At 65.6% G+C, this 13381-nt stretch carries 17 protein-coding genes; 14 read left to right on the plus strand and 3 right to left on the minus strand.

Features of this window, described 5'->3' with window-relative positions:
• The first annotated feature begins 105 nt into the window (after positions 1-105).
• From ACDH77_RS08450 to truD, 9 genes are all read left to right on the plus strand, one after another.
• On the plus strand, positions 106-348 hold the full coding sequence (locus ACDH77_RS08450) for a hypothetical protein (RefSeq protein ID WP_008571226.1): 243 nt from the start codon (positions 106-108) through the stop codon (positions 346-348).
• Positions 349-661: 313 nt separating this feature from the next.
• Positions 662-2326 carry a CTP synthase gene (locus tag ACDH77_RS08455; protein ID WP_008571227.1) on the plus strand — a complete coding sequence of 555 codons (1665 nt, stop codon included), beginning with the start codon at positions 662-664 and terminating at the stop codon, positions 2324-2326.
• A 220-nt stretch (positions 2327-2546) separates the two neighbouring features.
• Positions 2547-3377 (plus strand): 3-deoxy-8-phosphooctulonate synthase, encoded by an 831-nt coding sequence (gene kdsA, locus ACDH77_RS08460; RefSeq protein WP_011347098.1) that lies wholly within the window; start codon positions 2547-2549, stop codon positions 3375-3377.
• A 116-nt stretch (positions 3378-3493) separates the two neighbouring features.
• A complete protein-coding gene (locus tag ACDH77_RS08465) occupies positions 3494-3736 on the plus strand; it encodes a hypothetical protein (protein WP_338334463.1) in 243 nt (80 codons plus the stop codon).
• 121 nt (positions 3737-3857) lie between these two features.
• Positions 3858-5150, plus strand: a complete 1293-nt coding sequence (gene eno / locus ACDH77_RS08470; RefSeq protein WP_031422280.1) for a phosphopyruvate hydratase — start codon at positions 3858-3860, stop codon at positions 5148-5150.
• 3 nt (positions 5151-5153) lie between these two features.
• Positions 5154-5519 carry a cell division protein FtsB gene (gene ftsB / locus ACDH77_RS08475; RefSeq protein WP_008577317.1) on the plus strand — a complete coding sequence of 122 codons (366 nt, stop codon included), beginning with the start codon at positions 5154-5156 and terminating at the stop codon, positions 5517-5519.
• Positions 5516-6310, plus strand: coding sequence for a 2-C-methyl-D-erythritol 4-phosphate cytidylyltransferase (gene ispD, locus ACDH77_RS08480; RefSeq protein ID WP_011347101.1), 795 nt, complete (start codon positions 5516-5518; stop codon positions 6308-6310). The genes ftsB and ispD overlap by 4 nt, the downstream gene beginning before the upstream one ends.
• Before the next feature lie 3 nt (positions 6311-6313).
• Positions 6314-6814, plus strand: coding sequence for a 2-C-methyl-D-erythritol 2,4-cyclodiphosphate synthase (gene ispF, locus ACDH77_RS08485; RefSeq protein ID WP_008577320.1), 501 nt, complete (start codon positions 6314-6316; stop codon positions 6812-6814).
• A gap of 113 nt (positions 6815-6927) precedes the next feature.
• Positions 6928-8037, plus strand: coding sequence for a tRNA pseudouridine(13) synthase TruD (gene truD / locus ACDH77_RS08490; RefSeq protein ID WP_372353820.1), 1110 nt, complete (start codon positions 6928-6930; stop codon positions 8035-8037).
• Positions 8038-8286: 249 nt separating this feature from the next.
• Here truD and ACDH77_RS08495 read toward each other — a convergent pair whose 3' ends face one another.
• Complete coding sequence (locus ACDH77_RS08495) at positions 8287-8829, minus strand: Smr/MutS family protein (protein WP_011347103.1); 543 nt, start codon at positions 8827-8829, stop codon at positions 8287-8289.
• A 99-nt stretch (positions 8830-8928) separates the two neighbouring features.
• Here ACDH77_RS08495 and surE point away from each other — a divergent pair, with 99 nt between their 5' ends.
• From surE to ACDH77_RS08515, 4 genes are read left to right on the plus strand one after another with little or no spacing between them, the layout of a single operon-like run.
• A complete protein-coding gene (gene surE, locus ACDH77_RS08500) occupies positions 8929-9708 on the plus strand; it encodes a 5'/3'-nucleotidase SurE (protein WP_011347104.1) in 780 nt (259 codons plus the stop codon).
• Entirely contained in the window at positions 9705-10382 is a 678-nt protein-coding gene (locus tag ACDH77_RS08505) for a protein-L-isoaspartate(D-aspartate) O-methyltransferase (protein ID WP_008577326.1), read from the plus strand. Before surE ends, ACDH77_RS08505 begins: the two co-directional genes overlap by 4 nt.
• Positions 10383-10400: 18 nt before the next feature.
• Positions 10401-11015, plus strand: coding sequence for a YqaA family protein (locus ACDH77_RS08510; protein ID WP_003481846.1), 615 nt, complete (start codon positions 10401-10403; stop codon positions 11013-11015).
• Positions 11012-11791, plus strand: a complete 780-nt coding sequence (locus ACDH77_RS08515) for a peptidoglycan DD-metalloendopeptidase family protein (protein ID WP_011347105.1) — start codon at positions 11012-11014, stop codon at positions 11789-11791. The genes ACDH77_RS08510 and ACDH77_RS08515 overlap by 4 nt, the downstream gene beginning before the upstream one ends.
• A gap of 190 nt (positions 11792-11981) precedes the next feature.
• Here ACDH77_RS08515 and ACDH77_RS08520 read toward each other — a convergent pair whose 3' ends face one another.
• Positions 11982-12356, minus strand: a complete 375-nt coding sequence (locus ACDH77_RS08520; RefSeq protein WP_008577332.1) for an Mth938-like domain-containing protein — start codon at positions 12354-12356, stop codon at positions 11982-11984.
• 15 nt (positions 12357-12371) lie between these two features.
• Positions 12372-12677 carry a ribosome assembly RNA-binding protein YhbY gene (gene yhbY / locus ACDH77_RS08525; RefSeq protein ID WP_005915020.1) on the minus strand — a complete coding sequence of 102 codons (306 nt, stop codon included), beginning with the start codon at positions 12675-12677 and terminating at the stop codon, positions 12372-12374.
• A gap of 65 nt (positions 12678-12742) precedes the next feature.
• Between yhbY and rlmE the strand changes: the two genes are divergently transcribed.
• Entirely contained in the window at positions 12743-13375 is a 633-nt protein-coding gene (gene rlmE, locus ACDH77_RS08530; protein WP_005915021.1) for a 23S rRNA (uridine(2552)-2'-O)-methyltransferase RlmE, read from the plus strand.
• Positions 13376-13381: the final 6 nt, after the last annotated feature.

The following is a 13381-nucleotide window of genomic DNA, read 5'->3' on the forward strand; positions in this document are numbered from 1 at the left end:
GCGACCGGCGTTCAGTGGGGGGCCGGGCAGCATTGGCTACCCTGGCGTTGGTTTCGCAATCAAACGTCCCCACCTGAGGATGTCACCGAAGCCAAAGAGGACGCCATGAAGTTCAAGCACATCCTGATGCTCACCCTCGGTGCGGCCGCAGTCGCAGCGCTTCCCGCCATGGCCCAGGCCGCTCCGCAGCAGACCGGACAGGGCGCCGCGGCTCAAAAGGCCGATGACGCGAAGGCCAAGACCGAAGCCGAACGCAAAGCCGAACGCCGCGCTGCCGCCGCTGCGCAGAAGCCCAAGGCCGACAGCGCCCCGCGCGAGGAAGAGGAAGAAGAAAAGCCTGCACGCTGATCGCGCGGCCTAGCGGCCAGGTGCTACCGACGCCCCGGCATTGCCGGGGCGTTCGCTTTTGGGGTAGCTGTGTAAGACCACGCAGCATTCGCCCTGTTGGCGTAGCCGGTGCATGGGGCTGGCATGTAACGCGCATGCATGCCGGCCCCCGCAGAAAGCCCGCAATCGCCTGGCAGTGCCCGTCATGTCTGCCAGCCGCTAAGGCCTGCGCGACATGCACTGTTTCAACGTGTGATGACCTCGTCGTCACGCAACCCTTGGGCATTCGCCCGTCACCCGCTAAACTATGGCTTTCCGGGAGGCTTCAAGCCCCATGACCCCCCTGATTTTCGTTACCGGCGGCGTAGTGTCCTCGCTAGGCAAGGGCATTGCCGCCGCTTCGCTTGCGTCCATTCTTGAAGCGCGTGGCCTGAAGGTCACGATGATGAAGCTGGACCCGTACATCAACGTGGACCCGGGCACGATGAGCCCGTTCCAGCATGGCGAGGTCTACGTCACCGACGACGGTGCCGAAACCGACCTGGATCTGGGTCACTACGAGCGTTATGTACGCACGCGCCTGTCGCGCAAGAATTCGGTGACCACCGGCCGCATCTACGAGAACGTGATCCGCAAGGAGCGTCGTGGCGATTATCTGGGCGCCACCGTGCAGGTGATTCCGCATATTACCGACGAGATCCGCCGCTGCATCGACGAGGCCACCGCCGGGTTCGATGTCGCGTTGATCGAAATCGGCGGTACCGTCGGCGACATCGAATCGCTGCCGTTCCTGGAAGCGATTCGCCAGGTGCGCACCGAGCGCGGCGCCGAAAAGGCCATGTTCATGCATCTCACGCTGGTGCCGTACATCGCGGCGGCCGGTGAGCTGAAGACCAAGCCGACCCAGCATTCGGTCAAGGAACTGCGCTCGATCGGCATCCAGCCGGACGTGCTGCTGTGCCGGTCCGAGCAGGCAGTGCCGGATTCGGAGCGCCGCAAGATCGCGCTGTTCACCAACGTCTCCGAGCGTGCGGTGATCAGCTGCCCGGATATCGACGTGCTGTACGGCATGCCGCTGGAATTGCTGCGCCAAGGCCTGGACGAACTGGTCATCGAGCAGTTCAAGCTGCGCGACAAGGTCGCCGCGGCCGACCTGTCCGAATGGGCGGCGGTGGTGGATGCGGTCAAGCATCCGCTGGACGAGGTCAACATCGCCGTGGTCGGCAAGTACGTCGATCACCAGGACGCCTACAAGTCGGTGGCAGAAGCGCTGCGTCACGGCGGCCTGCGTCAGCGCACCAAGGTCAACCTGAAGTGGCTGGAAGCGCAGGATCTGGAGGGCAGCGACATGTCTGCCTTGCAGGACATCGACGGCATCCTGGTGCCGGGCGGTTTCGGCGACCGCGGTTTCGAAGGCAAGGTGCAGACCTCCAAGTTCGCGCGTGAGCACAAGGTGCCGTATTTCGGTATCTGCTACGGCATGCAGGCGGCCGTGGTGGACTATGCCCGCCACGTCGCCGACCTGGATGCAGCCAACAGCACCGAGAACGATCGCCAGTCGCCGCACCCGGTGATCGGCCTGATCACCGAATGGCGCACCGCCACCGGTGAAGTCGAAAAGCGCGACGAAAAATCCGACCTGGGCGGCACCATGCGTCTGGGCCTGCAGGAGCAGCGCTTGAAGCCCGGTACGCTGGCGCGCGAGGTCTATGGCAAGGATGTGGTGGCCGAGCGGCACCGTCACCGTTACGAGTTCAACAACCGCTATCGCACGCAGTTGGAAGACGCCGGCCTGGTGATCTCCGGCAAGTCGATGGACGACACCCTGGTGGAAGTGGTGGAGTTGCCGCGCGACACGCACCCGTGGTTTTTGGCCTGCCAGGCGCATCCGGAATTCCTGTCCACCCCGCGCGACGGCCATCCGCTGTTCATCGGCTTCGTGCGTGCGGCGCGCGAGAAGAAGGCTGGCGGCAAGTTGCTCAAAGAAGCGCGTGCGTGAGTTCCTTCTCCCATCGGGACCTCGGTCCCCTTCATGGGAGAAGGTGCCCCGTAGGCGGATGAGAGGGGCACCGCAACGCACTGGAAGATGGCAGCTGTGATGAACGCGTCGCCACGCGCCAGCCAGGGCAAACCATCTGGCCTTACAAGCGCTTGCAACCCGTACCCTCACCCCAACCCCTCTCCCGACGGGAGAGGGGCTTAATTACTTAGGTGACCTGATGAAACTGTGTGACTTCGAAGTCGGCCTCGACCAGCCGCTGTTCCTGATTGCCGGCCCCTGCGTGATCGAATCGATGCAGCTGCAGCTCGACGTGGCCGGCAGGCTCAAGGAGATCACCGGCAAGCTCGGCGTCAACTTCATCTTCAAGTCGAGTTTCGACAAGGCCAATCGCACCTCCGGCACCAGCTTCCGTGGCCCGGGCCTGGAAGAAGGTTTGAAGGTGCTGGATGCGGTGAAGAAGCAGATCGGCGTGCCGGTGCTCACCGACGTGCATGAATACACCCCGATGAACGAGGTCGCGGCCGTCGTCGACGTGCTGCAGACTCCGGCATTTTTGGTGCGCCAGACCGACTTCATCAAGAACGTCTGCGCCGCCGGCAAGCCGGTCAACATCAAGAAGGGCCAGTTCCTCGCGCCATGGGACATGAAGCCGGTGGTGGACAAGGCCAAATCCACCGGCAACGAGCAGATCATGGTCTGCGAGCGTGGCGCCTCGTTCGGCTACAACAACCTGGTCAGCGACATGCGCTCGCTGAGCGTGATGCGCGACACCGGCTGCCCGGTGGTGTTCGACGCCACCCATTCGGTGCAGTTGCCGGGCGGGCAGGGCAGCAGCTCCGGTGGTCAGCGCGAGTTCGTGCCCGTGCTGGCGCGCGCGGCGGTGGCGGTCGGGATTTCCGGCCTGTTCGCCGAAACCCACCCGGATCCGTCCAAGGCGCTGTCCGATGGTCCCAATGCGTGGCCGCTGGATCGCATGGAAGAACTGCTCGAAACTCTGATGGAGCTGGACGCCGTCACCAAGAAGCACGGGTTTGCGCGCTTTGCGTGAGTTCTGATCAGCGCGCGGCCGCTGCAGCGCACCGCCGGGAGCGGCGGTGGCGCCAGTGGCCCTGGGGCTGGTGGGCACTGGCCGCGTCAATCGCGGCGTGGGCGTGCATGGCGGTCATGGCCGTTTTGTTTACCGCCAGCATCGGCATGCCGGGCGATGGCGACCATGCCATGCAAGCCACGCGGCTGCCGATGCGCATCACGCTGATCATGGCCACCATGGCCATTGTCAGTAGCCTGGCCACAGGCTCGGCTGCATTGCGGCTGAGTCGCCAGCCTGGTGCGGCGATCGCCGCGCTGATCCTGCTGTTGGTCTTGCTGCTGCTGTCTGGTTTGTCGCTGTTGGGCTTGATGGCGTAGCGGTCCGCCCGTGACGTGCTGCGTGTAGCGGCATGCGATTTGGCAATGGACCGGTGTGCAGCGATAATCCGGCAGCTTGTTTCCGGTGTACTTCCCCCCTTACTGGTAACCGAACGGACCTATGACCACTATCGCCAAGATCCTCGCCCGCGAAATCCTCGACTCCCGCGGCAATCCCACGCTGGAGGCCGAAGTCACGCTGGACGACGGTTCGTTCGGCCGCGCGGCCGTGCCGTCGGGTGCCTCGACCGGTACCAAGGAAGCGGTGGAGCTGCGTGATGGCGACAAGACCCGCTACCTGGGCAAGGGCGTGCGCCACGCGGTGGACAACGTCAACGGGACCATCGCCGAGACGCTGAAGAACTTCGATGCGGCCGACCAGCAGGGCCTGGACCGTCGCCTGATCGATCTGGACGGCACCGAGAACAAGGGCCGCCTGGGCGCCAACGCGCTGCTGGGTGTTTCGCTGGCCGCCGCGCATGCCGTAGCCGCCTCGCGCAAGCAGCCGTTGTGGCAGTACCTGTCCACCATCACCGAATCCGACGTGGCGCTGCCGGTGCCGATGATGAACATCATCAACGGCGGCGCGCATGCCGACAACAACGTCGACTTCCAGGAGTTCATGGTGCTGCCGGTCGGTTGCAGCTCGTTCTCCGAAGCGCTGCGCGCCGGTACGGAAATCTTCCATTCGCTCAAGTCGGTGCTCAAGGGCCATGGCCTGAGCACGGCGGTGGGCGACGAAGGCGGCTTTGCGCCGGACTTCCGCAGCAACGTCGAAGCGCTGGACACCATCCTCGAAGCGATCGGCAAGGCCGGCTACACCGCGGGCGAAGACATCCTGCTGGGCCTGGACGTGGCCTCCAGCGAGTTCTACGACAACGGCAAGTACAACCTGGTCGGCGAGAACAAGCGCCTGACCAGCGAGCAGTTCGTCGACTTCCTGGCCGACTGGGTGGCGCAGTACCCGATCATCAGCATCGAAGATGGCCTGGCCGAGGACGACTGGGCCGGTTGGAAGCTGCTGACCGAGCGCGTCGGCAAGAAGGTGCAGTTGGTGGGCGACGATCTGTTCGTCACCAACCCGAAGATCTTCAAGCAGGGCATCGATTCGGGCACCGCCAACGCGATCCTGATCAAGGTCAACCAGATCGGCACGCTGACCGAAACGCTGGAAGCCATCGCGATGGCGCACGCGGCCAACTACGCCTCGATCGTGTCGCACCGTTCCGGCGAAACCGAAGACACCACCATCGCCGACATTGCCGTGGCCACCACCGCCACCCAGATCAAGACCGGCTCGCTGTGCCGCAGCGACCGCGTGTCCAAGTACAACCAGTTGCTGCGCATCGAGCAGGCGCTGGGCTCCGGCGCGCGCTACGCCGGTCGCGACGCGTTCGTTTCGATCAAGCGATAAGCCGTGCGCAACTGGCGCTGGCTACTGCTGGTGCTGGCGGTACTGCTGGCTTGGCTGCAGTACCGCTTCTGGTTCGGGCCTGGGAATTCCGGCGAGGTGATGATGCTGGAAGCCCAGGTCGCGCATCAGACACAGGACAACGAAGGTCTGCGCCAACGCAACCAGGCGTTGGCAGCAGAGGTGAAGGATTTGAAGGACGGCGAGGCGGCAATCGAGGAACGCGCGCGCAGCGAGCTGGGCATGATCAAGCCGGGCGAGACGTTCTATCGCGTGGTCGAGGATGCGCCGCTGCCGGCACCTGCATCGCCTGAGGCTCCGGCCCCCCCACAGCAAGCGCCTGAGCCGATCGATCCGGTGGATCACCCATGACCGGGTCCATCTGGGCAATCGTGCCGGCCGCCGGGCGCGGCACCCGTTTTGGCGGGCCGCTTCCCAAACAGTATTTGCCGGCCGGCGGTCAGCCACTGATGGCGTATACGTTAGCTGCGCTGGCGGCGCATCCGGCGCTGGCCGGCATCATGGTGGCAATCGCCCCCGGCGATGCCGATTGGCCCGGCTGGACCGCGGTGCAGTCCACGCCCGTGCTGACCTGCCTGGGGGGTGCGAGTCGCGCAGCCTCGGTGCTGGCTGGCTTGCTGGCCTTGCCAGAAAGCGTGCGTGCCGACGATTTCGTGCTGGTCCACGATGCCGCGCGGCCGAATCTGGCCCTGGCCGATCTGGACCGCCTGCTGGAAATCGGCCGTGGCGACCCGGTCGGCGCCATCCTGGCTGCACCGGTACGCGATACGCTCAAGCGTGCCGGCGACGATGGCGGTATCGATGGCACCGAACCGCGCGAACGCCTGTGGCGCGCACTCACCCCGCAGCTGTTTCGTCGCCATCAACTGATCCGTGGACTCACCGAGGCCGCGGCGGCCGGTGTCGAGGTCACCGATGAAGCGATGGCGATGGAGCGGATGGGGCTGCGCCCCTTGCTGGTGGAAGGCGCCGAAGACAACTTCAAGGTGACGACCCCTGCGGATCTGGCGCGCTTCGAATTTGAACTGGTCAACCGGGGGCTCGGAGCCCGGGACCCGGAAAGCGCACATCCCCAGTCGTCCGTTCTGGCTTCTGCTTTTTCCGGCCCGGGGTCCCGGGTTTCCGGGCCCGAAGAGATCTAATCCATGTCCTTCAATTTCCGAATCGGCCAAGGTTACGACGTGCATGCGTTCGGCCCTGGCGACCACGTGATGCTTGGCGGTGTGCGCGTGGCGCACAGCCACGGCGTGCTCGCCCATAGCGATGGCGATGTGGTGTTGCACGCCCTGTGCGATGCGATGCTGGGCGCGCTGGCGCTGGGCGATATCGGCCAGCATTTCCCGCCTTCCGATGCGCGTTGGAAAGACGCCGACAGCGCACAGTTCCTGCAGCATTGCGATGGCTTGCTGCGCGAGCGCGGCTGGCGCGTCGGCAATGCCGACATCACCGTGATCTGCGAGCGCCCCAAGGTCGGCCCGCATGCGGTGGCCATGCGCGAGCGCATTGCCGGCCTGCTGGCGATCGAACTCGATGCGGTCAGCGTCAAGGCCACCACCAGCGAACAGTTGGGTTTTACCGGCCGCGGCGAAGGGATCGCTGCACAGGCCGCGGTGTTGCTGGGTAGGACCGCTGTGCCTCATCAATAGCGACACAGGCAGCGCTTTGGGCCGGAGCCGGCGCCGATGCTGCCCGACGCAATCACCGCGCCGAACCATTCGGCGCACAGCGCGCCACGTCCGGCGCGAAGGCGAACCACACCATGAGCGAGACCTCTTTGCTGCCGCGTGCGCATGGCGCTGCCGTGCTCAGCGCGGCGATGCGCAGCACCCCGGACGATTTCCAGGTCGACGAGCTGCCGGCATTCGAGCCCTCCGGCGAAGGCGAGCATCTGCTGCTCACCGTGCGCAAGCGTGGCCAGAACACCGCGTATATCGCCAAACAGCTTGCGCACTGGGCCGGCATCGCCGAGATGGGCGTCAGCTATGCGGGTCTGAAAGATCGCCATGCAGTGACCACCCAGCGCTTCAGCGTGCATCTGCCCAAGCGCATCGCGCCGGATATCGCCGAGCTGGATGATGCGCAGATGCAGGTGGTCCAGAGCACCTGGCACAACCGCAAGCTGCAACGCGGTGCGCTGCACGGGAACCGCTTCGTGCTGACGCTGCGCCAGGTGCAGGGCGAGCGCGAGGCGATCGAGCAACGGCTGCAGGCGATTGCTGCGCGTGGCATTCCCAATTGGTTCGGCGAACAACGCTTCGGTCGCGATGGCGCAAATGTGGCGGCTGCGCTGGCGATGTTCGGTCATGTGCAAGCTGAGGACGGAACGTTGCTGCCGGCGCCCACATCCAGGCGGCGGCTGCGCAACGATCAGCGCTCGATGTTGCTGTCGGCAGCGCGTTCGGTCCTGTTCAATCGCGTGCTTGGCGCTCGCGTGGCGCAGGGCAGTTGGGATAGCGCACTGCAGGGCGAGGCGTGGATGCTGGACGGCTCGCGCAGCGTCTTCGGGCCGGAGCCGTGGAGCGAGGCCCTGGCAGAGCGATTGGCACGTTTCGATATCCATCCCAGCGGGCCGTTGTGGGGCGTTGGTGACCTGCGCTCGACCGATCAAGCGGCAGCGCTGGAGCAGGGCGCGTTGTCCGATCCGCAATCCGAAGCATTGCGCCAAGGCCTGGAAGCAGCGGGGCTGAAGCAGGAGCGCCGCGCGCTGCGCTTGCGCCCGCAGGGTCTGGACTATCGATGGCTGGAGGCACAGACCCTGCAATTGGAGTTCGCGCTGCCGCCTGGCTGTTATGCCACCGCGGTGCTGTGGGAACTGGGAGATGTCACCGACGCCGGTCGCTTCAACGTCGGCACGCGCGCCGACGCATGATCGCGCGCAAACGCCGGCCGATCGCGCGGGGCAGCATGGACGGTCCAATCATGCGATGCGCGCAAAAGCGGCCTCGGCGGTCGCTGAGGCGATAGTGGCCGGTCGCGGCGCCACGAGCGATGGCCAGCTGCACAAGGCGCGCAACAGGAATCGGCTCGTGTCCGACGAGCATGCGCGACAGACGTTCCAGACAACACGTCGCCATGCGCAATGGCTGCCGTTTCGCATCACTCGCGCGTAATCATCGGCCTATCGCCGCCGCGCCAGCAACACCAGCAGCGCCCCGGTACCGCCCTGCGTCGGCGGCGCCGAATGAAACGCCAGCACATCGTTGCGTTGACGCAGCAGCCGGTCCATGAGGTTCTTCAGCACGGGCGCACCGGTGTCCGATTGCAGTCCCTTGCCGTGGATGATGCGCACGCAACCATGTTCGTGCGCGTGTGCGTCCAGCAGGAACTGGCGCAGCAACGATTCGGCCTGCGCTGCGGTGGCGCCGTGCAGATCCAGTTCGTCCTGCACCGAGAATTGCCCGCGCTTGAGCCGTTGAAACAAGCGGGTGGGAAGATTCTCGCGCCGATAGCTGGCGGTATCGCCCGCTTCCAACGGCGCGCTGTCGCGCAGCAGGCGCGCAAATTCGGTATGCGCTTGGGCGTCGTCGCGCTCGGCCATGCGCGCGCGCGGCTTGGGGCGTGGCTTGGCGTTGGCCGGTGGGGCGACTTCACGAATCGGCTTGACCGCGCCGATCGCTGCGCGGAACAACGCGCCGTCGTCTTCGTCTTCAGGATGCGACATCTGCACAGCGTACCCGGTCCAAGCGCAGACGCACGCGAAGATCAAGCGCGAAGGCGCGGGACGCATCCGGTATCATGGCCCGGTTTTCCGAGGAGTCCCATGCGCGTACTGGTTAGCAACGACGACGGTGTCGACGCCCCCGGCATCCAGATTTTGGCCGAGGCGCTGCGCCATGCCGGTCATGAAGTGATGGTGGTCGCGCCCGACCGCGATCGCTCCGGCGCCAGCAATTCGCTGACGCTGGATGTGCCGATCCGCACCCGCCGCGTCGATGCGCAGACCTGCGCAGTGGCCGGCACGCCGACCGACTGCGTGCATCTGGCACTCACCGGCATGCTCGATTACGACCCGGACATCGTGGTGTCCGGGATCAATAATTCGGCCAATCTGGGCGACGACGTGATCTATTCGGGCACCGTGTCGGCCGCCATGGAAGGCCGCTTCCTCGGCTTGCCGGCGGTGGCGGTGTCGTTGGTCACGCACAATCACCAGGCGCATCACTACGACACCGCCGCGCGCGCAGCGGTGGAAATCGTGGCGCGGCTGAAGGCCGACCCGTTGCCCGCCGACACCATCCTCAACGTCAACGTGCCGGATCTGGCATGGTCGGATGTGCTCGGTTTCGAAGTCACCCGGCTCGGCAACCGCCACCGGTCCGAGCCGTGCGTGCCGCAGCGCGATCCGCGCGGCCGCACCGTGTACTGGATCGGCCCGGCCGGTCCCGAGCAGGACGCTGGCGCCGGTACCGATTTCCACGCCGTGCGTACCGGGCATATCTCGATCACGCCGATCCACGTCGATCTCACCCGTTACCAGGCACTGGACACCGTTGCCGGCTGGGTGGGTGGGCTGACCGCAGCGTTGGACGGCCCGGCATGACGCCGAGGCTGCGCCTGCAACCGGAGTCGGTCGGGATCGGCATGACCTCGCAACGCGTGCGCGACCGCCTGGTCGAGCGCTTGCGCGAGGCGGGCATCCAGGACGAGGCCACGCTCAACGCGATGCGCACCGTGCCGCGGCATCTGTTCATCGATGAAGCGCTGGCCTCGCGCGCCTACGAAGACACTGCGCTGCCGATCGGCCATGGCCAGACCATCTCCCAGCCCTGGGTGGTGGCGCGCATGACCGAAGCGGTGCTGCAGGTGACCCCGGCCAAGGTACTCGAAGTGGGCACCGGCTCCGGCTACCAGGGCGCGATCCTGGCGGCGCTGGGGCTGGAGGTCTACACCGTCGAGCGCATCGGCGACCTGCTGCGGCAGGCGCGCAAGCGCTTCCGGCACCTGGGCATGAATGTGCGCAGCAAGCACGACGACGGCCGCATCGGCTGGCCCGAACACGGGCCGTACGACGCCATCGTGGTGACCGCTGCCGCACCGGCGTTGGTCGATGCATTGGTCGACCAGCTGGCGGTCGGCGGGCGCCTGGTCGCGCCGGTCGGAGGGCCTTCCTCGCAATCGTTGGTGCAACTCACCCGCGGGGCCGATGGCGCCATCGAACAACAGGTTCTGGCGCCGGTCACGTTCGTCCCGCTGTTGTCGGGCATGCTGGATTGAATCCATGAGAGTTCTTCGATGAAGATTTTTGGGCCGTTGTACGACGTGGCCATCCGTTGGTCGCGCCATCGCCGCGCACCCGCGCTGCTGACCGGTCTCAGCTTCGTTGAGGGCTTCATTTTCCCGGTGCCGCCGGAAGTGATGTTGGCACCGATGTCGCTGGCCGAGCCCAAGCGCTCGCTCTGGTTTGCGACCCTGAGCCTGATCGGCTCGATCTGCGGCGCCCTGGTCGGTTATCTGCTTGGCCATTTCGCCTTCGCCGCGCTGCAGCCGCTGATCGAATGGCTGGGCTGGAGCGCGAAGATCCAGCAGCAGATCGAAACCCTGCGCACGCTGGTGGCCGATTCGCCGTGGAAGGCGTTCTGGGCGCTGGTCCTGGTCGGGTTCACCCCGATCCCGCTGAAGATCTTTACCTGGGCCTCGGGCGTGGTCGGCGTGCCGATCCTGCCATTCATCGCCAGCATGTTGGTCGGGCGCGGCAAGCGCGTGTATCTGGTGGCCGGCGCGATCCGCCTGGGCGGTGCGCGGGCCGAAGCGGCGCTGCATCGCTGGATCGAGCCGCTGGGCTGGGTTGCAATGGCGGTGCTGGCGGTCGGTGCGGGCTGGTTGGTGTGGAAGACAACGAACGGATGAGCAAGACGCAGATGAATTCGGCACGCAAGACAGCAGTCATGCTCGCAATGGCCATCGGACTGACCGCCTGCAGCAGCGCAACGGTGGTGCGTTCGCCCGGAGCGAGCGGTGGCGGGTCGTCGTCGCGCCCCAGCGCCGCGCCGCGTCCTTCGGTGCCGCGTCCGGGTGCCACGGTCACCGTGCAGCGCGGCGACACCCTGTACGCGATCTCGCGCCGGACCAATATCACCGCCGCGGATCTGGCCGCCTGGAATGGCCTGTCTTCCCCAAACACCATCTATCCCGGCCAGACGCTCAAGTTGTATCCGCCCGGTACCAGCAAGCCGGGTGGCAGCGCGCCGGTGGCTGGCGGCACCGTGGCCCCGCCGCGCCCCGTCGCGCCGATCGCCGCACCGGTCAGTAGCGGATTTTCGTGGCGTTGGCCGGCCGATGGCGTCGTGGTGGGCACCTTCGTCACTGGCGAAACCACCAAGCAGGGCGTGGACATCGCCGGCACCAGCGGTCAGGCCGTGCGTGCCGCCGCCGATGGCGTGGTGGTGTATTCCGGCGCCGGCCTGGTCGGCTACGGCGAGCTGATCATCATCAAGCACAACGACCAGTGGCTATCCGCGTACGGTCACAACCGCAAGCGCCTGCTCAACGAGGGCCAGAGCGTCAAGGCGGGGCAGCAAATTGCCGAAATGGGCCGCAGCGGCGCCTCCCGCGACATGTTGCACTTCGAGATCCGCTACAACGGCAAGCCGGTCGATCCGCTGCTGTATTTGCCGAAGAAATGAGATTGGGGAGTTGGGAGTCGGGATTCGCAACGGCCCTGGGCTGTTCGTATCCGGAAAGAGAGTGGGTTCTTCGGACTCACCACTTGGACCAATTGACGCTCTAGCCTGGTTTGGCGATTGAAGGCGCAGCTTGCGGAAGCCCGCTCTTACGAATCCCCAATCCCGATTCCCGAATCCCGTCCCAAGCCAATCAGCCCGGCAACACCATCGCCAAGGCCACCCGCCGGCCTTCGCTGGCCAGCACGTTGTAGGTGCGTGCGGCGGCGGCATTGGTCATCGCCTCCAGGCCGATGCCGCGGGTCAGGCAGGCCGCCAGCACGTCGGTCCTGGGGAATAACTGGCGTTCGCCGGTGCCGAGCAGGATCACGGCCGGGTTGAGCGCCAGCACCGCCTCCATGTGACTGGCCTGGAGTTGCTCCAGCGTCTGGACCGGCCAGTGCTCTACCAGCTCATCCGGCATCAGGATGAAGCTCTGCTGCAGGATCTGCTCGTTCACCTTGGCATGGCGGCCGTCGGCCGCGCGCAGCGCGTAGGCGTAATCGGGGTGTTCCTGACTTAAAGGCATGACGAACTCGCTGGCTCAGCCGCGCGGCAGCACGATCTGGCGCTTTTCTTTACTGGGGCGGTACAGGATGGCGACGTGGCCGATGCGCTGTACCAACGCACTGCCGGTTTGTTCGATCAGCTCGGCAATCAGCGCATCACGTGTCTCGCGATCCTCCGATGCCACCTTCACCTTGACCAGTTCGTGGCGCTCGAGTACTTCCTCGAGTTCAGCCAGAAATGCCGGCGTGACCCCTTTGCCGCCGGTCTGCAGCAAGGCTTTGAGGTCGTGGGCCTGGCCGCGCAGGAAACGGTTCTGGGCGGAGGTGAGAACAATGGACATGCAGGATCGAAGGGAAGCAAAGGGTGTTCAGGGTATCATGGCGACCCGTTCGGACCCCTTTGCCAATGCCTTCCCGCAGTAAAAGCAGCCAGCGCTGGCTCAAGGAACACTTCGCCGACCCTTACGTGAAGAAGGCCCAGGCCGAGGGCATGCGCTCGCGCGCGGCCTACAAGCTGGAAGAGTTGCTGCAGCGCGACCGCCTGCTCAAGCCGGGCATGGTGGTGGTCGATCTGGGCGCGGCCCCGGGCGGGTGGTCGCAACAGGTGCGCAAATCCATGGGCGACAGCGGCCGGGTGGTGGCGCTGGATATTTTGGACATGCCGGCCCTGGCGGGCGTGGAGTTCCTTCACGGCGACTTCAGGGAGCAGGCCGTCCTATCCCAATTCGAAGCGATGCTGGGCGATGTGCCGGTGGACCTTGTGCTGTCGGATATGGCCCCCAATAAGAGTGGCATGGATGCGGTCGACCAACCGCGGATGATGCACCTGGCGGAACTGGCCATGGAATTTGCCGACACCCACCTCAAGCCGGGCGGGGCGTTCCTGATCAAGCTGTTCCAGGGTGTCGGGTCCGACGACTACATTCGCGAGCTTCGCCGCCGCTATGAGAAGGTGACGATTCGCAAGCCGGCGGCCTCGCGCAAGCGCTCCCCGGAAGTTTATGCGCTCGGTCAGGGCAAGCGTGTCCAGATCAAGTAAGCTGCC

It is taken from the genome of Xanthomonas axonopodis pv. maculifoliigardeniae, assembly GCF_041519315.1.
Lineage (GTDB): Bacteria > Pseudomonadota > Gammaproteobacteria > Xanthomonadales > Xanthomonadaceae > Xanthomonas > Xanthomonas euvesicatoria.